At 69.6% G+C, this 22724-nt stretch carries 15 protein-coding genes and 1 pseudogene; 4 read left to right on the top strand and 12 right to left on the bottom strand.

Going from position 1 to position 22724, the window contains the following annotated elements; translation table 11 throughout:
* The 9 genes from NUV94_05695 to NUV94_05655 form a co-directional block, all read right to left on the bottom strand.
* Positions 1 to 521: ArsR family transcriptional regulator (locus NUV94_05695; GenBank protein ID MCR4392263.1), on the bottom strand; the 521-nt coding region annotated here is incomplete at its 3' end.
* Between the two features lie 150 nt (positions 522 to 671).
* Positions 672 to 1778 (bottom strand): molecular chaperone DnaJ, encoded by a 1107-nt coding sequence (gene dnaJ, locus NUV94_05690; protein MCR4392262.1) that lies wholly within the window; start codon positions 1776 to 1778, stop codon positions 672 to 674.
* A 2-nt stretch (positions 1779 to 1780) separates the two neighbouring features.
* Entirely contained in the window at positions 1781 to 3604 is a 1824-nt protein-coding gene (gene dnaK / locus NUV94_05685) for a molecular chaperone DnaK (protein MCR4392261.1), read from the bottom strand.
* The gene (locus NUV94_05680) at positions 3573 to 4097 is read right to left on the bottom strand and encodes a nucleotide exchange factor GrpE (GenBank protein ID MCR4392260.1); all 525 of its coding nucleotides are present in this window, start codon (positions 4095 to 4097) and stop codon (positions 3573 to 3575) included. The genes dnaK and NUV94_05680 overlap by 32 nt, the downstream gene beginning before the upstream one ends.
* Entirely contained in the window at positions 4094 to 5131 is a 1038-nt protein-coding gene (locus NUV94_05675; GenBank protein ID MCR4392259.1) for a hypothetical protein, read from the bottom strand. The genes NUV94_05680 and NUV94_05675 overlap by 4 nt, the downstream gene beginning before the upstream one ends.
* An 83-nt stretch (positions 5132 to 5214) precedes the next feature.
* Positions 5215 to 7980 carry a preprotein translocase subunit SecA gene (secA, locus tag NUV94_05670; GenBank protein ID MCR4392258.1) on the bottom strand — a complete coding sequence of 922 codons (2766 nt, stop codon included), beginning with the start codon at positions 7978 to 7980 and terminating at the stop codon, positions 5215 to 5217.
* A gap of 197 nt (positions 7981 to 8177) precedes the next feature.
* Positions 8178 to 10361: a hypothetical protein gene (locus tag NUV94_05665; GenBank protein ID MCR4392257.1), complete on the bottom strand. Its 2184-nt coding sequence runs from the start codon at positions 10359 to 10361 to the stop codon at positions 8178 to 8180.
* 8 nt (positions 10362 to 10369) lie between these two features.
* Positions 10370 to 11539: an NAD(P)/FAD-dependent oxidoreductase gene (locus NUV94_05660; protein ID MCR4392256.1), complete on the bottom strand. Its 1170-nt coding sequence runs from the start codon at positions 11537 to 11539 to the stop codon at positions 10370 to 10372.
* Positions 11540 to 11573: 34 nt separating this feature from the next.
* A complete protein-coding gene (locus tag NUV94_05655) occupies positions 11574 to 12773 on the bottom strand; it encodes a bifunctional phosphoglucose/phosphomannose isomerase (protein ID MCR4392255.1) in 1200 nt (399 codons plus the stop codon).
* A gap of 353 nt (positions 12774 to 13126) precedes the next feature.
* On the opposite strand from NUV94_05655, the gene NUV94_05650 reads away from it, so the two are divergent.
* From NUV94_05650 to NUV94_05640, 3 genes are all read left to right on the top strand, one after another.
* Entirely contained in the window at positions 13127 to 13648 is a 522-nt protein-coding gene (locus tag NUV94_05650) for an S-layer homology domain-containing protein (GenBank protein ID MCR4392254.1), read from the top strand.
* Positions 13649 to 14052: 404 nt separating this feature from the next.
* On the top strand, positions 14053 to 15141 hold the full coding sequence (locus tag NUV94_05645; GenBank protein MCR4392253.1) for a hypothetical protein: 1089 nt from the start codon (positions 14053 to 14055) through the stop codon (positions 15139 to 15141).
* Positions 15142 to 15495: 354 nt separating this feature from the next.
* On the top strand, positions 15496 to 16698 hold the full coding sequence (locus NUV94_05640; GenBank protein MCR4392252.1) for a hypothetical protein: 1203 nt from the start codon (positions 15496 to 15498) through the stop codon (positions 16696 to 16698).
* A gap of 139 nt (positions 16699 to 16837) precedes the next feature.
* Here the strand turns inward: NUV94_05640 and NUV94_05635 are convergent, their stop codons facing one another.
* Positions 16838 to 20356 (bottom strand): PKD domain-containing protein, encoded by a 3519-nt coding sequence (locus NUV94_05635; protein MCR4392251.1) that lies wholly within the window; start codon positions 20354 to 20356, stop codon positions 16838 to 16840.
* On the opposite strand from NUV94_05635, the pseudogene NUV94_05630 reads away from it, so the two are divergent.
* Positions 20260 to 20508 (top strand): annotated as a pseudogene (locus NUV94_05630) (hypothetical protein). The gene NUV94_05635 and the pseudogene NUV94_05630 sit on opposite strands and share 97 nt — an antisense overlap.
* Before the next feature lie 624 nt (positions 20509 to 21132).
* Here the strand turns inward: NUV94_05630 and NUV94_05625 are convergent.
* Both NUV94_05625 and NUV94_05620 read right to left on the bottom strand, forming a co-directional pair.
* Complete coding sequence (locus NUV94_05625) at positions 21133 to 21867, bottom strand: hypothetical protein (GenBank protein MCR4392250.1); 735 nt, start codon at positions 21865 to 21867, stop codon at positions 21133 to 21135.
* 72 nt (positions 21868 to 21939) lie between these two features.
* Positions 21940 to 22698 carry a creatininase family protein gene (locus NUV94_05620; GenBank protein MCR4392249.1) on the bottom strand — a complete coding sequence of 253 codons (759 nt, stop codon included), beginning with the start codon at positions 22696 to 22698 and terminating at the stop codon, positions 21940 to 21942.
* Positions 22699 to 22724 lie beyond the last annotated feature (26 nt).

Below are 22724 nucleotides of genomic sequence, written 5' to 3'. Positions count from 1 at the left end.
CTCGCGGCGGCAAGGAGGGTGAACAGGGAGGATGCCCCATGGAGCGTGGCCTCATATCCATCGCGCGTTTTCCTTCGGACCATGCCGCTCCCCTCCAAGATGCGGAGGTGATGGTAGAACTGGCCTTGGGTGAGCCCGGACTGGGCCATGACCTCGGCCGATCCCGCAGGGCCCGAGACCAAGGCGAGCATCAACCGCAGGCGCTCCAGGCTCGCCAGCGCCTCCAAGGCACGGACGAGTTCGGGCGTAAGGACCTTTTCGGCATCCTCCTTGGAGAAGAGCTCGTACCAAGTGCTCACCCGGCCTCGGGGAGCACGGTGGACCCCGGTGACAAGGACCCGCGCCCCTTCTTCCTTGAGCTCCCCGGCCAAGGCCTGGAGGATTTGGAAAAGGAGGGGCTCAACGCCCGCGGCGGCGGTGACGGAAAGGAGGGGCATGGGGCTTTCCCCCTTTGTCCTGAGGCGGGCCAGACGATCGGCAACCTCCCGCAGGGCCAGCTCCAGTTCGGCAAGCTCCTCCATCGCTCCCATTTCCACGTAACTACGTTGTTACGTGATAGCATAGCAAAGCTGAGGATAGGTGTCAACCCGAGGGCAGGGTACCCGTCACGGGTTCGCTTGGGCCTAGGGTGCTGGCCTGACACCAGCAGAGGCAGAAGAGTTTTTTCGCTCCTAGCCAAGCTTTTTCGGAGGGGGAAGTCCCTCGGTGAATTCCCGCAGGAGTTTACGTTGCCTCGCCGAAAGGCCTTTCGGGATCACCACCTTGAGGTGCACGAGGAGGTCCCCCCGACGGCGGCCGTGGGGGAGCCCCCGGCCGGACACGGTGAGGACCGCGTCCGGCGCAGTTCCCGCCGGGATCGCCAGCTCCTCCTCCCCCTCCAGGGTGGGCACCTTCACCTTCCCCCCCAACACGAGCTGCCCGTAATGGACCGGGACCTCGACCACCAGGTCCTGCCCCTGGCGACGGAACACGGGATGGGGCTGGATCTCCACGGTCACGTACAGATCCCCAGCCGGGCCACCGGCGATCCCGGCGTTCCCTTGAGCGGGGAGGCGGAGCCTCGCCCCATCCTCCACCCCCGGCGGGACCTCGATCGTGATCTCCGAGCGCTCCCTCACCCGCCCGGTGCCGCGGCACGCGGCGCACGGCGACTCCGGAAGCTCCCCGATCCCCCCGCATTCCGGGCACGCCCGCACGTTGACGAACGCCCCGAACATCGTGACCTGCCGGTACTCGATGCGTCCCCGGCCCTGGCACGTGGGGCAGGCGTGGAGGGACGTGCCCGGGGCAAGGCCGGTGCCCGCGCACCGGCTGCACCGCACGTAGCGGGGCACGGTGGCCCGGAGTTTTGCCCCGAACGCCGTGTCCTCCAGGGTCAGGCGCACCCGGTAGTCGAGGTCCTCCCCCCGCTGGGCCCGGGAGGTCCGGGCCCGGGCGGCCCGCCCCTCCCCGAAGAACAGGTTGAAGATGTCCTCGAACGCCGAGGGCCCGAAGAACTCCTCGAACGCTTGCCGGGCCCGCCGGAAGTCGCCGGGACCGAAGTCGAACCCCTGCTCCGGGCCAGCGTGGCCGAACCGGTCGTACTGAGCGCGCTTCTCCGGGTCGGACAGGACCTCGTACGCCTCGGCGATCTTGCGGAACCGCCGTTCCGCCTCCTTCTTGTCCCCCTGGTAGGCATCGGGGTGGTACCGCTTGGCCAGGCGGCGGAATGCCCGTTTGATGGCGTCCGGGGAGGCGTCGCGCCCGACCCCGAGGATCTCGTAGTAGTCCTCGGGCAACGCTACTCCTTATCGTAGCGGATGTACTCGCCCTTCCCCGGCTCTTGCCCCCCGCCGCCGGGGCTGGCCGCCTGGCGGTACGCCTCGGCGGCCACCTCGCCGGCGGCCTTCTTCAGGTCCTCCATCGCCACCCGGATCGCCGCCGCATCGCCGCGGCCATCCAGCTTTTCCCTGAGCCCGCGGATCGCCGCCTCCACCTCGGCCCGCTTGGCCTGAGGGACCTTGTCCCCGAGCTCCGAGAGGGCCTTCTCCACCGAATAGATCAGGGCGTCGGCCTGGTTGCGGGCCTCCACCTCCTCGAGGCGCTTCCGGTCTTCTTCCGCGTGCTCCTCCGCTTCTTTCCGCATCCGCTCGATCTCCGCCTCCGAGAGCCGCGACGTCTCCTTGATCACGATCGATGCCGACTTCCCGGTGGCCTTGTCCTTGGCCGTCACGTTGAGGATGCCGTCGGCGTCGATGGCGAACGTGACGTCGATCTGGGGTACCCCCCGCGGGGCGGGAGGGAGGCCGGTGAGCTGGAACCGGCCCAGGGACTTGTTGTCCGCGGCCATCTTCCGCTCCCCCTGGACGACGTGGATCTCCACCTGGGTCTGGAAGTCCTCGGCGGTGGTGAACGTGCGGGTGCGCTCCACGGGGATGGTCGTGTTCCGCTCGATGATCGGGGTCGCCACCCCGCCCAGGGTCTCGATGGATAGGGTCAGCGGGGTCACGTCCAGGAGCACGAGGGACTGCATCTCCCCACAGAGGACCGCGGCCTGGATCGCCGCGCCCAACGCCACCACCTCGTCGGGGTTGATGTCCTTGTTGATCTTGCCCCGGGTGAACTTGTCCGCCACCAGTTCCTGGACCTTGGGGATGCGGGTGGACCCGCCCACCAGCACCACCTGATCGATGTCCTTCGGGGTGAGCTTGGCCGCGGCCAATGCGGCGTCCACGATCTTCATCGTCCTGAGGAGCAGGTCCTCGATCATCGCCTCGAGCTTGGAGCGGGTCAGGGTCCGCTCGAGGTGCTTGGGGCCGCGCGCGTCGGCGGCGATGTACGGGAGCGAAATCCTGGCCTCCATGCGGCCGGAGAGCTCCTTCTTCGCCTGCTCGGCCGCATCCCGCAGCCGTTGCATCGCCGAAGGGTCCCCGCGCAGGTCGATCCCCGTCTCCTGTCTGAACTCGTCGACCAGCCAGTCCATGATGCGGCGGTCGAAGTCGTCGCCGCCGAGCTGGGTGTCCCCGTCGGTGGCCACCACCTCGAACACCCCCTCCCCGATGTCGAGGATGGACACGTCGAACGTCCCGCCCCCGAGGTCATAGACCAGGATCTTCTGCTCCCCTTGCTTGTCCAGGCCGTAAGCCAAGGCGGCGGCGGTGGGCTCGTTGATGATCCGGAGCACCTCCAGCCCCGCGATCTTGCCCGCGTCTTTCGTGGCCTGGCGCTGGAGGTTGTTGAAGTAGGCGGGGACGGTGATCACCGCCCTCTCGATCTTCGTGCCCAGGAGCTCCTCCGCATCCCGCTCGATCTTCTGCAGGATGAACGCGGAGATCTGCTCCGGGGTGTACTCCCGGGTCTCCCGGTCCACCGTGATCCGGACCCGATGGTCCGTGCCCATCTTGCGCTTGATGGAGAGCACGGTACGGGTCGGGTTCAGGATCGCCTGCCGTTTGGCCAGTTGCCCCACCAGGACCTCGCCCGTGTCGGTAAACGCCACGGCGGAGGGGGTTATCCGTTCTCCTTCCGCGTTGAGAAGGACTTCGGGCCGCCCTCCCCGCACGAGAGCCGCACAAGAGTTGGTGGTGCCGAGGTCAATGCCGATCACCTTTTCCTTCGTCTCCATCTCCATCACCCCCTTCCCTGCCCAAGCTGACCTTCACCTTGGCCGGGCGCAACACCCGGCCGTTCCTGACGAAGCCTCGCTCGAACTCTTCCAGGATCACGTACCGCTCCTCATCGGATACTTGGGCCGAGAGCACCTCGTGGTAGGCCGGGTCGAACTTTCGGCCCACCGAGGGGATGGGCTCACATCCCAGGCGGCGGAGCACCTCCTCGGCCAGGGCGGACACCCGCCCGAGCCCCTCCCCGAGCGCCTGAGCGTCCCCATCCTGACGGAACGCGGCCAGGGCCCGCTCCAGGGCGTCGCAGACCGGGAGGAACGCGAGGAGCGCCTCGTCCACGGCCCGGGAAGCAAGCGCCTCCCGCTCGCGGGCCACCTCTTTCCGGTAGTTGTCGAAGTCGGCGGCAAGGCGCAGGAGGTCCGCCCGCAGCCGGGAAGCTTCGTCGCGGACGGGGAGCTCGCCGCTCAGCTGCCGCTCGTTTGGATCGCCGGTCATGCCTTCACCCCTGTCTCCGGGCGTTCTCGGGCGAGCAGCCCGCCCAGCCGACCGGCCACATAACGGGTCGCGGAAAAGGCGCGGGCGTAGTCCATCCACAGGGGGCCGATCACCCCAAGCACCCCCCCACCGGCGAGGTAGGGGGCGGAGACCACGCTGAACTCGGAAAGCTCCGGGATCGAGGCGTCGCCCACGTGGACGGTCAACCCTTCCTGGCCCCGCCGCAGTTCAGAGAGCGCGGCGGCGAACGCGCGCTCGTCGTCGAGGAAGCGCAGGAGGGCCCGCACCTGCCCGAGCGCCCAATCCGACGAGCCCACGGAGAGCTCGGCCAGGAACTGGGGCCAACCCTCCACGTACAGGGATCGTTCCGGCTCCTGCTCCGCCAACTGGCGGAGGATGCCGAGGGCGCACAGGCGGGCCCGGCTGTGCCATCCCTCCGCCGGCCGGTCCTGGCCGGCAAGGTCGGCCAGGGCACGGCCCTTCAACTGCTCCAGGAGGAGCGCTTCCGCCTCCGCCAGCTCCTCCGGCCCCAGGTCGACGTCGAGCAACAGCACGCGGGACTCCACCATCCCGAGCTCGGACAGGGTGACGGTCAGCACCGTGCTCGGACCCACCCGGCGCATGGCGAAGTCCAGAAGGCGCAGCCGCTCGCGGGGCGGGGCCAACGCGAACCCGAGCTGGCCGGTCATCGCCGCGAGGAGAAGGGCGGTGCGGCGGAGGAGCACTGGGAGCTGCGGGGAAGCCGGCTCCTGGGGCTCGGCGGGGAGGCGGGTCGGGCGCTCCCCGAGGTCGGCGAGGGCGAGGAGCCACTCGGCGAAGAACCGGAGCCCAGAACGGGTGGGGATGCGGCCGGAGGAGGGGTGGGGCTTGTACAGGTACCGTTCGCGCTCCAAGGCGAGGAGCTCGTTGCGGACGGTGGCCGAACTGAACCGATGCCGGTATTCCCGAACCAGCTCCTGGGAGGACACGGGGTGGCGGGTCCGGATGTACCGGTCCACCACCTCGATGAGCAAGAGTGCCCTCCGCCCACGCATTTAGCACTCACCTCCTTCGATTGCTAATCACCGACCACGAATGATAGACCAAAGGGCGGTGGAGTCAAGGGAACGAGCTCCGGTCAACCCTTGCGGCCGCAGCAGTGCTTGTACTTCTTCCCCGAGCCGCACGGGCAGGGGTCGTTGCGGCCGACCTTGCCCGCGGCGGTGGGGCGAGGGGCGGTGGTGCTCGTGCGCGCCGCCCGGTCGGCCGCCGTAGGGGCGGAGGCCGTGGCCGCCCGCGGGGCGCCGGCCGGCTCACGGATCGCCAGCCGCGGCGAGAGCAGGAACCGCAGGGCTTCCTCCTCGCTGCGGAGGAGCATCTCCTGGAACAGGCGGTGGGCCTCCCGCTTGAACTCCACCAGGGGGTCGGTGCCCCCATAGGCGCGAAGGCCGATCCCCTCCCGCAGGTCATCGAGCTCGAGGAGGTGCTGGCGCCAGTTCTCGTCCACCGTGCGCAGGAGGACCATCCGCACCACAAGGGGGAAATGGGGGGAGAGGCGCCTCCACTGGCGGTCGAGCTGGGCAAGGAGCAGTTCCTCCACCCGGGCGGCCACGTCCTCGGGCTTGCGCCCGTCGAGGTCAGCGGCTGCCGGGGGCGGCGCGCAGATCTGGCCGAGCTCGCGGAGGAGCCCCTCCCGGTCCCACTCGTCCGGGGACTGGGGCGGGCGCAGGTACCGGTCGGCGAGCACCTCGGCGTACTCGCCGAGCATCTCCGTGAGGTAGGTCCGCAGGTCCTCGTCGTTCCGCGCCTCCCCGTCCTCGGGGATGAGGAACCGCTCCCGCAGGGCGTAGATCGCCTCCCGCTGGCGGGCCATGATCTCGTCGTACTCGAGGAGCCTTTTTCTGATCTCGAAGTTCCGCTCCTCGACCCGTTTTTGGGCCCGGCGGATGGCGCGGGTGAGGAGGTCGTGGGTGATCGCCTCCCCTTCTTTGATCCCCAGGCGGTCCATCAACGCCCCCAGGCGCTCCCCGCCGAAGATCCTAAGGAGGTCGTCCTCCAGGGACAGGAAGAACTGGGACGAGCCGGGATCGCCCTGGCGGCCGGCACGCCCGGCGAGCTGGTCGTCGATCCGCCGCGCCTCGTGGCGTTGGCAGCCGAGGACCATCAGCCCCCCCTGGTAGAGCTCCCCCCGCCACCCCTCGGGCCGGAACGGCCGGCCCGTCTCCCGGCACCACTGGCGGATGAGGTCGAGGGCCCGCTTCCCGGCAGAAGAATCGGGCTCGACCGGGGTCACGATCTTCCGTCGCTCTTCCTCGGCCTCGGCCCGGTACCGCGCCAGGAGCTCCCGGTACCGCTCCGGCTCCTCCGCCGGGTCGCACTCCCCGCGGGCCCGGTACTCCGGGTTCCCACCGAGGAGGATGTCCGTGCCGCGGCCGGCCATGTTGGTGGCGATGGTGATCGCCCCCAGGCGCCCGGCCTGGGCCACGATCTGGGCCTCCCGCTCGTGGTGCTTGGCGTTCAGGACCTGGTGGGGGAGGTTCCGCCGCTTGAGGATCAGCGAGAGGTACTCGGAGTCCTCGATCGAGGTGGTGCCGATCAACACCGGGCGGCCCTCCTTGTACAGCCTCTCCACCGCGTCCGCCACCGCGCGGAACTTGCCCTCGCGCGTCCGGTAGATCACGTCCGGGAGCTGCTCCCGGATGAGGGGGCGGTTGGTGGGGATCTGGACCACATCGAGGCCGTAGATCTCCTTGAACTCCTGTTCTTCCGTCTTGGCGGTGCCGGTCATCCCCGCCAGGCCCCGGTAGAGGCGAAAGTAGTGTTGGAGCGTGATCTGGGCCAAGGTCTGGCTCTCCCGCTGGATGGGGAGGTTCTCCTTGGCCTCGATCGCCTGGTGGAGGCCGCCCGAGTAGCGGCGGTCGGGCATGAGGCGGCCGGTGAACTCGTCGACGATGATCACCCGGCCGTCCTTGACGATGTAGTCCCGGTCGCGATGGAAGAACGTGCGCGCCCGGAGGGCCGTCTCCAGGTAGTAGCGGGCGGTGGTGGCGCGGGGGTCGGCGATGTTGTCGAACTTGAGGATCTTCTCGGCCTTCTGCCACCCTTGGTCGGTGAGGGACAGGCGCTTCCGTTCCTCGTCCACCTCGAAGTCCTCCCCGGGGCGGAAGAGCTTGGCGATGCGGGCGAACTCCCGGTAGAAGCGGGCCGTCTCCGCGGTGGGGCCGGAGATGATGAGCGGGGTCCTCGCCTCGTCGATCAAGATGTAGTCGATCTCGTCCACGATCGCGTAGTCGAGGGGGCCCTGCACCTTCTGGCTGCGGGACAGGACCATGTGGTCGCGCAGGTAGTCGAACCCGAACTGGGCGTTGGTGCCGTAGGTGATGTCGCAGGCGTAGGCGGCCCTGCGCTCCTCCGGGCCCATGTCCTCCTGGAGGAGCCCCACGGAAAGGCCAAGGGACTCGTAGACCGGGCCCATCCAGTAGCGGTCGCGCTTGGCCAAGTAGTCGTTCACGGTGACGATGTGGACCTTGCCGACGAGGGCGTTGAGGTAGGCGGGCATCGTGGCGACGAGGGTCTTCCCTTCGCCCGTCTTCATCTCCGCGATCCGCCGCTGGTGGAGGACGATCCCCCCCAGCACCTGGACGTCGTAGGGGCGAAGGCCGATCGTCCGCTGGGCCGCCTCCCGCACCACGGCGAACGCCTCGGGGAGGAGGTCGTCGGCCGTTTCCCCGGAAGCGAGGCGCTCCCGGAACTCGTCGGTCTTGGCGCGGAGCTCCCCGTCGGACAGGGCCCGGGCCCGATCGGCCCACGCGCCCACCTGCTCGACCATGGGCAAGAGGCGGCGCAGCTTCTGGTCGTTGGTCTGGCCGAACAGGACGTCGAGGGCCTGGCGGAAGGACAGCATACCGAAAACACTATACGCCCGTCCCAACCGGGCCGCAACCAACGTCGGCCATGAAGGCCGACGCTGCGCTTGCCCCCTCTCCCCGTTGTGGGAGAGGGCTGGGGTGAGGGGATCACCCTCTCCCTGACCCTCCCCCATCAAGGGGGAGGGGAAACGGACCGTAGCGTCGGGGTTGATCCCCGACGTTCAGGTCCCGGTCACGGGAGTTGCGAGAGGGCCCGCTCCACCGCCTCGCGCTCTTGGCGAAGCCGCCTGAGCTTGGCCTGGAGCTCCCCGAACTGGGCGAGGGTGAGCTCGGCCCGGAGCGAGGCTTGGACCGCCCTTTCCTTCTCGACGATCACCTCAAGGGCCCGCTGGAAATGGGCCCGCGCCTCGGCGTAGAAGAGCCGGGCGCGCGCGATCTCCCCGAGGAGCATCCACGCCCGTTCGAACCGGGGGTCGAGCTGGACCAGCTCTTCCAACCGGCGCTTGGCCTCAAGGTATTCCCCCTCCTTGAGGTCGGCCACGGCCAGGAGGTAGTGGGCCTCGAGCTCCTGGTCCCGCAGGGGATGGGTGGCGAGGAGTTCCTCAAGGAGCGCCCTGGCCTCGGCGACCTCGCCGAGCTCGAGGTCCACCGAGGCCAAATTGAGGTAGAGGATCTCCGGCCGGTAGCGGGAGAGGCACTTCCGGAGCGCGGCCTGGGCGGCGGGAAGGTCGCCGGCGTGGGCGTGGGCCATCCCCAGCCAGTACAGGCTCACCCGGGGGCAGAAGTCGAGCTCCACCGCCCGGGAGAGCTGCTGCCGGGCCAGGGGGACGTTTCCCAAGCTGAGGGAGGCCTGCCCGGCGAGGAGGTAGGCGTCGGCGGTGATGTCCCGCACCGCGAACACGGTCACGACGAGGGCGAGGAGGGAGAGCCCCCCAACGAGGCCGCGCAGGGGCCGGCCGCGCAAGCGCACGGAGAGGGCCCCCGCCGGGCCGTAGCGGGGGGAGAAGGCGAGCCCGAGGATGGCCACGAACGCCAGAGCGGACGCCGGCAGATGCCAGGGGAAGGTGGGCACGGCGTGGGCGAGGAACGCCACGAGGCCGCCGCCCAAGAGGAGGAGCTCCACCCGCTTGGCCGGATCCGTCTGGGTGGCGACGCGGCGCAGGCCGAAGTAGGCGAGGAGGCCGAGGCCGGCGAGGAGGACGAGGAACCCGACCGTGCCCAGCTCGGAGGCGACCTGGACGTACTCGTTGTGGGCCTGATCGGCGCGGGGGAAGGGGAACGCGTAGCCGGCCCCGCGGGGGGTGGCGAGGAACGCTGGCTTGTACGGGACGAACAGGATCTTGTATGCCCCAAGGCCGACCCCGAACACGGGCTTATCCCGCCACATCTCGTACCCAACCCACCAGTCCCACGCCCGCACCGCACCGGACTGCCGCTGCCAGAGCTTGACCACCGCCGGGATCGGGGTGGTCACGGGGATGAGGAGGAACACGGCGGCGAGGAGCCCGGCCGCGGTGGGGATCCACGCCCAACGAAACCGGCGCAACGCCCGGCCCAGCGCCCACAGGGCCGCTGCCCCGGCCGCAGCCGCCACGAAGGCGAGGACCCCGAGCACCCCCATCGTCCCGCCCAGCGCGGCGAGAGCCACCCCGGCCGCGGCCGCCCAGCGCGGCCACCCTCCGGCCCGGGCCGGCCACAGGCCCAACCCCAGCGCGACGAACCCAAGCCCCCCCGCCAGGCCCAGCCGGACCCCGACCTGCCGGGTGAGGAGGGCCACGGCGAGGACGAACCCGGCCCCGAGGAGCGCGGGAATCCAGGCCCATGGTCGGCGGAGCCGGAGGAGGAGGATCCCCGCCGGCAGCACCAGGTAGGACAGGAACCCGGCCAGGAACTGGCGGTTGCCCATCGTGGCGATCATCGCCTCCAGGCCCCGACCCGGCCCGCCCCCCACCGCCCCCGCGTACTGGAGGAGGCCGAACAGGGCGTTCAGGAAAGCGGAGAAGAGCAAGGCCCCCAAAATGAGTATCAGTTCCCGATCTTTTGTGCCAGCGTTGGCCACAAGGAAGAACACAACGCCGAAGTAGAGGATGAGCGTCGCCGACTGGAGGATCACGCACGCCGGCATCCCCCCGGTCAGGGAGAGGAGGGAGGCAAGGAGGAGCGCCGGGAGGATGGGGAAGAGCCAGGACAGCTCGACCTCGACCTTTCGCCGGAGGAGGGCCTCGATCCCCCACAGGACGAGGAGCAGGGACACGAACACGAGGGTGTAGATGGACTTCGTGTACCCGTATTCCGTGTTCCACGGGGAGAAGAAGATGGGCATCGAGAACAGGAAGAACAGGAGCGCGCAGAACCGAACCCGAGACAGGCGGTCTGGGAACCCTTTTCTGGTCGATTGAGCCTTCCGTTTGGGCACGCGGGAGTCTAGCGGTGGGAGGGAGCGGGGGGCAAATCGGCGAGAAGGCCCCGCACCCGGGCCCAGCCCCCGAGGGCATCGACCGCCGGGAGGAGCGACCCCCACAGGGCAGGCCGGGCGAGGACCGCCCGCAGGAGGCGGGATGGGCGGTCGATGTCCCCGGCCTCGGCCACGACCCGCCGCAGCTCCGGCCGGTCGAGGGCGGGGATCAGCCGGTCCAGGTCACGATCCGAAAGGCGGAGGAGGACCCGCCGGGCGCGGAGGCCGAACGCGATCTCCTCCCCGAGGGCGGCCCGCCAGCGGGCGTCGTAGCCGGGGAGGGCAGCGGGCCCCTGGGCCGCGGCCTCGCCGGCGAGGGGGGCGCAGCGGGCGATGAACGCGAGCCCACCTCCCGACAAGGGCTTCACCTGGCCGGCGGCGTCGCCGACGAGGAAGGCCCGGTTTATGGCCGTACGCGGCGGGGGGCCGATGGGGATGAGGCCGCTCGCGTGGGCCACCACCTCCGCCCCCGGGAACCGGGCGGCGAGGAACCGGGCGAGGAGGGCGGGGGCGGCGCGGCCGTCGGTCGTGGCCAGGCCGACCCGGACCAGGCCGTCTTCGGCGGGCACGGCCCACGCGAACAGGCCCGGGGCCCCGCTCCCCGGCTGCACCTCCACGTGATCCCCGGCGAGCTCCGCCCGCACCACCGCCTGGACCCCGACCAGGAGCTCCGCCGGCGGCGGGAGCGCCAGCCACCGGGCGACGGCGCTCCGCGCCCCATCCGCGCCGACCAGGACCTCGAACGCCACCGGACCGGCGGTGGTGCGGAGGACGCGATCGGCGAGCCCGAGTGCGGCCACCCCCGGCCGCACCGCGGCACCGGCGTCGGCGGCGCGGGCGAGGAGCCACCGGTCGAGGCCAGCCCGATCGAGGACGAGGCCCTTGACCGCAGGGGAGACGAGCTCCAGGGCGCCTCCGCCCGGGGCGTGGACGCGCACGCCGCGGATCGCCCGCAGCACGAGGTGGCCGGGGATCCCCAGGGCGTCGGCCGTGGCCGGGCTGACAAGGCCGGTGCAGCGGGCGGGGCGGTGGGGGGACCGCTCAAGGAGGAGGACGCGGGCCCCGGCCCGGGCGGCGGCCCGGGCGGCGATCGCCCCGGCCGGCCCTCCCCCGACCACGAGTACGTCGTACCGTTCCATCGGTGATCCTGGAGCGTCGGGGCTTGTCCCCGACCTAGACCTCCTCTTCACCCCTCCGACGTCGCCCATGAAGGGCCGTCGCTACGCGTGCCCATTCTCCCTCTCCCTGCCCCTCCCCCATCAAGGGGGGCAACGGACCGTAGCGTCGGGGTTCATCCCCGACGTTGAGGTCGGGCCCTGTGCCCGACGCCCGTCCAGGTTCCCATCCCGCCAGTCTCTCCTTGAGCTCCAGGATCGGGCGGACCGGGGTCGGGTCGGCCCCGTTGAGGAGGGCGAGGTAGACGCTGGCCCAGTCCCCGAGGTAGAGGAGGGAGAACGTCTGGGCGAGGGCGCCTTCGCCTTGCCCCTGGACCTCGAGGTAGGGGAGGCCCCGGCGGTCCAGGACCTCCTTGAGGATCTCGATCCGGGCCTGAACCCGCGGGTGGTCGTGGCGCGAGCGCAGGAACACCACCACCCCGTTCGGGAAGACCTTCCCCGCGAGCTCCCAGCCCACGATCTCGTTGTGGCAGAGCTCGGGAAGCTCGGCCCAAAATGCAGGTTGCTTGGCGTTTTCGTTGACCTGGGTCTTCCAGCGGACCGCGGCCGGACCGGCCCCGCAGACGAGGGGGACCCGGCCGTGGAGGAGGAGCGCCAGCTCCTGGGCCGGGTTCCCCGGGGAGGCCGGCCCGAGCGCCCGGGCTTGTTCGTCCAGGATGCTCAAGGTTTCGGCGAGGTCCTCCCGGAACGTCCCGAGGCCGCGGAACACGGCGAGGAGGGGGAACAGGAGGTACCCCAGCGCGGCCCGGGGCTGGTGGCCGCCCGGGATCCGGACCCACGGGATCCCCTTCTCGGTGCAGAGCCGCCCCAGCGCCCCGCCCGAGGTGACGGCGAGGGCCCGCCGGGTGCGGCCGAGCCCGTCCGCGAACGCGGACAAGGTCTCCTCGGTGTCACCGGAGTAGGAGAGGGCAAGGAGAAGGCTCTCCTCCCCCACCCAGCGGGGCAGGGTGTACGTGCGCACCGGGATCACCTCCACCGAAAGCAGGTGGGCGAGGAGGTCCCCGGCGATCCCGGAGCCGCCCATGCCCAGGGCCACCACGCGGGAGAACCCGGCCAGGGAATCGACCGGGACCCGTTCCCCGAGGGCAAATCCCTCCCGGCACTGGTCGGGAAACCGGGCGAGCGCGGCGAGCATCCCCGCCCGGTCGAGGGCGTACAGCTCCGGCCACGACATTCCTTCGCTTCTCTCCCGTGCCATCGTCTCCCCACCTTTGGTCGTCCTCGTGCCGCGATCACCCTCTCCCTGACCCTCCCCCATCAAGGGGGAGGGGAAACGGACCGTAGCGTCGGGCCTTGTGCCCGACGCTCGCGGGGTTCATCCCCGACGTCGCCCCAAACGGCCGGGAACCGACCGACGCCATTCTACCGCGCCGTACGCCCGTCGCCCCGGAACGTCGCCCATGAAGGCCGACGCTACGCTTGCCCCCTCTCCCCGACGGCGAACCCCGGAACCCGTCGACTGTCCTTTCCGCAGGGAACGCGTTTCCTTGAGGGGCGAGCATGGGGTCCGTAGCTTGGATCACGCTGAACGAAGGTTGCCAAGGAGGGACGATGGCGATGAGGCGGATCGTGTTCGTGGTGTTGGGGCTCGGGGTGCTCTCGGTGTGGGGGCTCACCCCGGGGTTGGCCGACGGCGGTGGGGGTGGGGTGTTCGTGGACGTGCCCACCTCCCATCCGGCGTACACGGCGATCCGGGACCTGGTGCAGCGGGGGATCATCGTGATCGGGGCCGGGGGCGAGTTCCAGGGGAACCAGCCGCTCCTCCGGTACGACGCGGCCCAGTGGCTGTACCGGGCGGTGAAGAACGTGGAGGGGACGCGGCCCACCGCGGACCTCGCGGCGCAGATCAGCGCCCTCGACGCCCGTCTCAAGACGGTGTCCGCGGACGTGGCCCGGCAGGGGACGGACGTGCAGGGGCTGCGGACCGAGGTGGCGAGCGTCCGCCAGGGGCTCCAGAGCGTGCAGAGCCAAGCCGGGGGGGAGGTCGCCCGTCAGGCCCAGCTCGGGTTCGTGCTCGGGGTGACCGGGGTGGTGCTGAGCCTGGCCGCGGTGGCGATCGCCCTGTTCTGGTGAGGCACGGCCACCTGGTCCGTAGTCCAGAGTTCGTAGTCCGTAGTTCAGGTCGGGCTTTATGCCCGACGTCAACGGGCCTTGTCCCCGACGCCGGGCCCCCGCGACGTCGGCCATGAAGGCCGACGCCACCGGTTTCCTTTCCCGTTTGGGGGAGGAAGTTGGGGTCGTCCTCGTGCCGCGATCACCCTCTCCCCACCGTGGGAGAGGGCCGGGGTGAGGGGCGCGGCCCTAGCCGGCCGGGGGAGCCAGGTCTTGACAGGGGGGGGCAGGATCGCTAGAATGGCCTACGTACTGCTACCCAGAGGGAGGTGATAACGGCGAAAGAGGCGTGTGTTGTGCACGGGACGTTCGGGATCCCGGAAGGAAGGTGTGGGTTGGTTTGAGATTCGAAAGGAGGTAGGTTCATGAAGCGGGCTCTCGCGATTGGTTTGATTCTGTGTATGTTCGGCTTTGCTGGGTTCGCCCAGCTCACGGGCTCTTGGTCTGCAAACCTTAACATCCTTCCCGCCGTGGGATTGGTGAACACCACGCTCGCCCTCAAGTACACGGTGGCTGGGTGGACAGTGACGAGCACCGCCAAGTTCACGGGTGCTGGGTCTGCCACCCTCACGTTCGGGGCCTCCGGGGCGCTTGGTCCCCTCACGGTGACCGGGAACATGGCGTTCGACGGGACCCCGGCGTACGTGTCGGCGGACATCAAGGCCGCCCTGTCGTTCGCCGGGATCGACGGTTACCTCCAAGTGAAGCACAAGGCCGCAGGGGACTACGGCTGTCAGACCGGGCCGTCGATGCTGTACACCGTTTACGCCAAGGCCGCCCCGGTCACGCTGACCGTTAACTTCAACGACTGCTGCACCGGGATCGCGTTCAAGGACCTCACGCTCACCCTGACGGGCCTTGGCCTGTGCTGCGGCGTCACCTATGACGTCACGTTCTACTTCACCAAGGCCGGGTTCGGGTACTTCGAGCTCACGGCCAAGGACATCTTCCCCATCTGCTGCGGGATCTCCTTTGACGCCGGCGTGAAGTTCGAGACCGACGCAAAGACGGTCACCCTGACCCCGAAGTTCGCCGGGTTCGGTGAGGCGTGCTTCGAGCTCTACGCCGACATCGCGACGGAGGGCGGCGTGGGCGAGGACCTGTACCTCAACGCCATCCGGATTGACGGGTGGAAGATCAAGTGCACGCTTGCCGACTGCAACTACGTCGAGTTCGTGACCTTCCTCAGCCCGGAGAACGCTGGGTTGTACTTCGACCCCGTCCCGTTCAAGCCGGGTGAGTTCGAGTACATCAAGCTCGGCTTCTGCGGTCCGGGCTGCTGCGGCGGCACCTACAGCGTGGACATCGCCGTCTACTTCGACAACGCGGGCGGCCTGTTCGGGATCTCCCGGCTCGGCGCGAACATGTCCATCCCGGTCATGGCCAACTTCACGGTCAAGGTCGGCTTTGCCACCCCCGACACGCTGACCCTGGGCTGGACGTTCACGTTCTAGTTCAGCTTTGTAGCGTCGGGGCTTGTCCCCGACGACCAAGGGCCCCGGGGATTTCCCGGGGCTCTTTTTTTCGTAGCGCCGGGGCTTGTCCCCGCCCCGTCGAAGGACCGTGGCCCATAAAACGAAACGCCGCCCATTCTCCCCTTTGTGGGAGAGGGTGGGGGGTCGTCCTCGTGCCTCGATCACCCTCTCCCTTCAAGGGGGAGGGGAAACGAGCGTCGGGGTTTATCCCCGACGCTTCGTGTAATCCACGTTACGGACCATGTTCCCATCGCCGGGGAACCCCTACCCTGGGCCCTGCCCCCGCTGCGGCGTACAAGAGACCGCGCGAGAGCCCATGAAGGAGGTTCGCCCATGAAACGAGCGGTGTTGTCCCTTGCCCTGTGCGCCTTAGGTCTGACATCGCTTGCACAGATCCAGACCAGTGGAAGGTGGGAGATTCATCTTGACCTCCTCCCAACCCCGGCACTCGACGAGACCACGCTCACCCTTGTCATCACCATCGCTGGGTGGTCCCTGATCAGCAAATCGACCTCAACCGCAGCCGGATTTTCTGCTCAGGAGTTTGGGCTCACCGGGTACCTGGGGCCCATCGGCATCGCCGGAGGCCTTGCGTTCAACCCATTGGCCACCGGCCCTGTGACCGTAACGTTCCCTCCTAACTGTGATCCCCAGTCCACGTCCTACACGTCCTACACCCTCTCTCCGCCGGAATACAAGTGGGGATGGATCGAGATTTCCGCCAGCCTGATCGGACTAGAGTTCACCGCGAAGGTTGAACACTGGGCTTACCCGTACTACCCGGACTACGCATGGCCCTGCTGTGAACCCACGACGCCGCTCGATGCCGCCTACATGCGGTACAACCTCGGCTTCACCGGTGGCCCGTTCTACATCACGACCCGGTTTGAGGATTGCTGCACCGGAATCACGTTCAAGGACCTCTCCTTCGGGTTCACCGACGCGCCTCTCTGTTGCGGCGTGACGTTCAGCATGAAGCTCTACTTCTCCAAGCTTGGGTTCGAGTACCTGCTGTTCACGGTAAAGGACATCGCCCCGATTTGTTGCGGAATCGTATTCGATGCCTCCGTGAAGTTCACCACCACAACGAAAGAGGTCAGCTTGACCCCGAAGTTCACGGGATTTGGGCAGCTCTGTGTCCAAGTGTATGGGGACGTCCTCTACGACCCCGAAGATGCCAGCTGGAGTTTGGCCATCTACGGGTATAAGCTCCGGTGCGAAGTGGGCCAGTGCAATTCGATCGAGTTCATGACCGCACTGGACGTCACGGCAGTGGAAGACATCCTGGGCGATATCTTCGAAGGCGACGAATACGAGTACCTCAGGTTCCGATTCTGTGGACCAGGGTGCTGCGGCGGCAACTACTCCGTCGACGTGTCCGTGTACTTCCAGGACGGTGGAACCCTGTTCGGGATTTCCCGGGCCCTGGCCACCATGAGCATCCCGCTTCTCAGCAATCTGAGCTTCCACAGCACGCTCAAACTCCCGGCTATCGGGGCTCCCGAGCTCGGCGTGGGCTGGACGTTCTCGTTCTGACCACGCAACGTCGTCCATGAAGGGCGACAACAACGTCGGCCATAAAGGCCGACGCTACAGCCCAGGCCCGTAGGAAGCGAAAACGGTGGCGCTCCTCGAGCGCCACCCTCAGCCCTTTCCTCCTCCTGCAACCCCGCGCCTACCGGCAGCCGGCCTCTCGCTCCCAGAATCCGATGCCGTTCCAGGAGATGCGGCAGTTTGGGTACGTGCCATCGCGGCAGGCCCCGATCAGGAAGTTCATGCCCGGCAGGAGCTTCGTCTCCCCCCATGGAGCCCCTATCGCAAACGGGTTCTGCGGCGGGTTTATCCGGCACGCCCGCAGGAACACGATCTTCCTCGCGTCGCGGGAAGGCTTGGCTACCCCATCTCCGTCCGTATCGAGGTATAGGGTAAGTTGCATGTTAAGCTGCTCATAGGTGGCGCCGGTGAGGTCGAACGCGAGGTCCACCCAGCCCGCCCTCACCGTGCCCTCCCACGTGAGCCGGGTAAGCCCGCCGCCGGTGGTGATCGTGGGCGCCGGCGCAGCGCCGGTCACCACGCGGTTCTGGAACGCGCCCGGCGTCTCCAGGAGCACGTAGAACTTGCGCGGGGAGGGCCAGCTTGGGTCGCCGGCCACGGTGACGTGCCACTTGTCCGTGCCCCACACGTAGATCCCGGGCTTGTCGATCACCGGCATCCCGGGGAGCGTCGCGGGCGGCGTCCCCACGGTGATCGTCCGCGTCGTCGTCCCCGTCGCCCCGAGGTTGTCGGTCACGGTCAGGGTCACCGTGTACGTCCCGGCCGCCCCGTAGGCATGGCTCACCGTGGCCCCGCTCGCCGTGCCGCCATCCCCGAAGTTCCAGGCGTAGGAGACGATGCTCCCATCCGGGTCGGAGGAGCCCGTCCCGTCGAACGAGACGCTCACCCCGGGGTCGGGGTTGGTCGGGGAGAACGTGAAGCTCGCCTGGGGCGGCTGGTTCGGGGCGGTCACGGTCACCGTGCGCGTGGTGGTGTCCGTCGCGCCCCGGTTGTCGGTCACGGTGAGGGCCACCGTGTACGTGCCCGCCGAGCTGTAGCGCTTCTGGACCTGCGCGCCTGTGGCCGTGGCCCCGTCGCCGAAGTTCCAACTGTAGCCGACGATGGTCCCGTCGGGGTCGGTCGAGCCCCGGCCGTCGAACGTGATCCACTGGTTCACGAGCGGACTTGCGGGCGAGAACGTGAAGCTCGCCTGGGGCGGGATGTTCGCCTGAGGCTGCACGGTATACGCGGCGCTCGCCTCGGCCCACGAACCGGTGGGGACGTTCGAGGCCAGCCAGTTCCGCACCTGGGCTAGGAAGTTCGCCCCGTTCGTGGAGAGCACGGGGAACCCGGTCCCGAAGGATGTCGGGAAGTAGGGGATCGCCCGGTCGGCGGCAAAGCCAACCAGCCGCTCGGCCCCGGCCGGCTCGGTGGCGGTGATCGTGTACGCCCCCCGCGGAAGCTGGGTCGTCCCCGCAGGTAGCTGCGGGTTCTGTTCCCAGTAGTTCGGGAAGATGAGGACCGCCCGGCCCGCCGCGTCGAGCTCCACCAGGTACACGTAGCTTGCCCGGGAGAGCTGGACCGTGACCCGCACCGCCTCGCCCACGGTGTAGACGGACTTGTCCATAGCCACGGTGAACGCCAGGGGCGGGGCGGCGGCGGTGACCGTGACCTGGCGGGTGTTGTTCGTCTCGTCGCTCTCCGCCACCTGCCCGAGGACGTCGGCGGTGGCGGTGAACGTCTCCGGGCTCGTGGAGAGGGGGAGAGCGAGAGCCACGGTATGGCTCATCCCCGCCCCGAGGCCGGAGATGGAGGCGTTGCGGTACCCCGAGGCGCCGGTGAGGCGCACGTAGAACGCCCCGGCCGGGGACCCGCCTTGGTTGCGCACCGTGATCTGGAACGTAATCGTCGTCCCGATGGTGGGGCTCGCCGGCGCGTACTGGACGTCCTGGATCACGAGGTCCGGGAGGGGTGTCACCCCGCTCACCGTGACCTGGCGGGTGTTGTTCCCCTCGTTCGACTCGGCCACCTGGTTGTAGACGTCGGCGGTGGCGGTGAACGTCTCGGGCGAGGTGGAGAGCGGAAGGCTAAACGTGCGCGTGGCCGTGGCGCCCGCGCCAAGCGAGGCCACGCTCTGGTCCTGCGACGGGCCCGCGCCCGAAAGCCGGACCACGAAGCTCCCCGCCCCGGCGGTGCCCTGGTTCCGCACCGTGACCTGGAACGTGACCGTGCTCCCCACCGCGGGCGAGGCCGGGGAGAACGTGATCGCATCCACCACCAGATCAGCTCGGGCCACGGCTTGGGGCCGGGCCTCGAGGCGCCCGGCGCCGTACGTGTACGGGTCGCCCATGGCGACACAGAACGAGAGGATCCGGCTGCGGAGCTGGGCCAAGGTGAGGCCGGGCGTCTCGGCCTTGATCAGGGCAGCGATCCCGGCCACGTGGGGCGCCGCGGCCGACGTCCCTGGGAACGGGCTGTAGTACGGGGTGACCCCGGTGGTCACGTTGTCCGGGGCGGCAAGGTCGGGCTTTTGCCGGCCGTCGGCCGTCGGGCCGCGGGAGGAGTAGGCCTCGGCGGGCCCGGTCGTGTAGTTCCCCCAGTCGATCGCGGCCACGGTCAGGGCCTCGGCGGCGTTCCCCGGGGCGGGGATCGACGACGGCGAGGCCCACGGGGAAACGTCCTGGTAGATGGAGAAGAGCGCGAGGCGCCGCGCCGCCCCTCCCGCCCGCTGGATCCGCACCCGGTACGTCCCAGTTTGAGGGGCGGTGGTGGACACCCGCTCCGTGGGCTCCTCGGTGCCCCCTTGGGTCTTGGTGGACGAGGCGAGAAGCGTCCCCCCGGGGCCGAAGAGGTAGAGGTCGTAGTCGTCCGCGGTCCGCGGCCAGGCATCCCACGTCAGGTACAGGGTGATCGGCTGCCCGGCCTGGGCGGTGAACGTGATGTCCGTGTCATGCCAGCCGTCGCTGTTGGCGTCGGTGAACGTGGCCCCGTAGTGGCGCAGGGCGTCGTTCCCCGCGGCCTGGACCCACAGGATCCCGGCCGCGGTCGCCCGGCGGGCGATGTCCGCGATCACCCCGGTCCCGTCGTAGAAGTTCGTGTTGTACCAACCCAGGGAGTGGTTGACGATGTGCACGCCCTCGGAGATGCAGTAGGAGACGGCGTTATCAAGATCGACCTCGTTCCCGATCTTCACGAGAACAAGCTCTGCATCCGGGGCGATGTCGTACACGATCTCGGCCACCGCGGTCCCGTGGGAGATCCCGGCCTCGATCCCGGTCCCGGTGAAGTCGCGGGTGATCACGGAGTACGGGAGATCCCCGCGGGCCTGGGACGCGGCGAGGCCCTTGAACCCGAGGTCGATCACCGCCACCTTGACCCCGGCCCCCCGGATCCCTCCGGCGTGGAACGCCGCCGCCCCGGCCAGGGCCGCGCCCTCGCTTGTCGCCAGGGGCACCGGCTCGTAGGGAAGGCGCACGTAGGCCGCTTGCGCAACCTGGGCGAGGAACGACTCCAGTTGCCCGAGGGGGACCACAACCTTGGTGAGCCCGCTTGGGGAGGACACCGCCTCCCGGGCCCCGGCGGCGAGCGGGGACACCGCCCCCCGCGGCTCCAGGACCACCACCACCTCGCTGCGCTCGGTCGACAGCGACACCCCGACCATCTTGGCCACCCGGGCGATCGCCTCCTGGGCCGCCGCCGGGAGGTAGCCAAGGGGCGCCACCGCCCCAGACGGGACGGCCTGGCGGACCGCGGAGAGGAGCAGCTCAATGGCCCCGTCCACGAACGGGTTTCCCCGCTCGGTCTTGCCCAGGGTGATCGGCCCAATGGACAGGGGAAGCGGGGCGATCGCGGGGGTGGGGGCCCTGCCCCCGCTCAAGAACGGGAGGAACCGCACCGCCTCCCGGATGCGGGACGAACGGGCGAGCACCCCGGCGAACGCGTCGTCGCGCCAGGGGAGCTTGACCCCGATCACCCGCCCCCCGTAGGAGACGAGCTCGGCCCCGGCGCCGCGGAGCTCCTCCGCGTAGGGGCCGAGGTCGGCCAGCCGCCCCAGCACCGCCGGGAGCCAGGTCGTGAGCACCTGGGCCACGTCGAACTTGGCGAGGCCGAATACGGACAGGGTGTACACCTGCTGGTACAGGGCGGATTCGCTGTAGCCTGTCACGGTGATGGAAAGGCCGGCCTCCCTGGCCACGGCCGCCGCCTCCTGCCACCGGGCGAGGTCGGCATCGAGCGCTCCGACCCCGACCTGGGCCAGCACGGGAGCGCTGAGCACGGCGACGACCAACGAAAGAAGCGCCCACCGTCGCATTGGTTCCGTAGCGTCGGGCTTCATGCCCGACGGCCGTTGTCCCCGACGCCGATCGGGGCCTGTCCCCGACGCCGTTCGCCCTCGCCCGAGGAACACGGATCGCCCGAACCTCATGGTCATCGTCATCAGCCTCCGGCAGGATGGGGCACGTACGGCGGGCGCACGATCTCGACCGCCGGATCCCGGCCGAGGTCGGGGAGGAGCGGGATCGGGATCAGGAGCTCCACCAGCGCCCCGGACGAGCTTTGGATGTACGGTTCAAACTCGGCCGCGAGCGCCCCCGCTACCTGCGCCACGACCCGCACCCGGATCCCCACCCGGTCGAGAGCATAGTCCCGGGCGAACCCAAGCCAGTCCGGGTGCCCCACGAGCGCCCACAGCACCGGATCCAGCTTCATCCCCTCCGGCGGACGGGGGAGCTTCAAGGGCACCTCCTTGACCTGGAGCTCCACGCTGCACGTGGGAAGCAGCCCCAGCTCCCCGGCCAGCGCGAGGAACGCACTGGGCGGGGAATAGAGGACGTCGCCCGTCCCGCCGACGATCAGCTCCGCCTGGGCAGCGGTCCCCCGCAGCACCGCCCGCTCCCCGGTGGAGTCCACCGCCAGGAGAAAGCACGGCCCGTCCACATAGAGGTACGCCCCCTCCGCGAGCATCGCCGCCTCATCGGCCGCCCCAGCGACCGTGAGGCCGGCCTCCGTCCACACCGCGGTCGGGATCCCGAGCGCTCCCGCCCGGACCGACAGCGTCTGCACGGCCCCTTCCGGGACCCGGATCTCCCCCCACAGGTAGTGGGGGGTCTCCCCGACCCCAATCCCGGCCCCCAACGTCACCGCCACGGCTAGGAACGCCATCGCCCGCATCGCATCGCCCCCTTTGTCTGGGAGTTGCCGCTCCAATATACACCCCCGGAGGCGCTGCGGTTTCGCCGGGCGCTACGGGAGATGGGGCGGCGGACGGAGGGCGTCCTCCGGCTGCGCGCAAAGCCACCGGCAGAACGCATCGAGCTCCTCCGCCGCCGCGGCCAGGAGCCGCTCCCCCTTCGCCGCCGTCGCCGGCGCGGGATCCCCCACCGCCCCGCTTGCGGAGAAGTCGCGGGTGTCGTAGCCGACCTCCACCCCGTGCACCCGCTTCCCCCACTCCTGGGCCGCCCCGGCCGCCGCCTCCCCATACCGCTCCCGCCGCACCAGCTCGGGGGCGATCGCCAGCACCACCGACGTCTCCATCTCCCCGGCGTGGCCGCCTCCCTCCACCACCTCGGCGATCACCTCGGGGATCGCCCGCCACCACACGTACACGTAGGCGAAGATCCCGTCCCAGCGCAGGACCCGGGCCGCCGCGTCGAGCGCCCCCGTGTTCCCGCCATGTCCGTTCACGAACACCACGCGCGAAAGGCCATGGCTCGCAAGGGCCCGGGCGATCCCGATCACGTAGTCCCGGAGCACATCCGGCGGAACCCACAGCGTCCCCCAGAACTGCCGGTGGTGCTCGGAGGCCCCCACCGGCACCGTGGGCAACACCACCCACCCACCCCGCTCGCTCGCCCGCCGCGCGATCGCCTCCGCCGTCATCCAGTCCGTCCCAAGCGGCAAATGCGGCCCGTGTTGCTCCGTCGACCCCACCGGAAGCAGGGCCACCCCCGCCCGGAGAAGCCGCTCCTTCGCCTCGACCCAACCGATCCGGGATAGGTCCATGGACCCTCCTTCAAATATCCACAGCG

Source organism: Candidatus Acetothermia bacterium, assembly GCA_024653305.1.
Lineage (GTDB): Bacteria > Bipolaricaulota > Bipolaricaulia > Bipolaricaulales > Bipolaricaulaceae > JACIWI01.
This window is presented reverse-complemented; position numbering and strand designations above follow the sequence as displayed.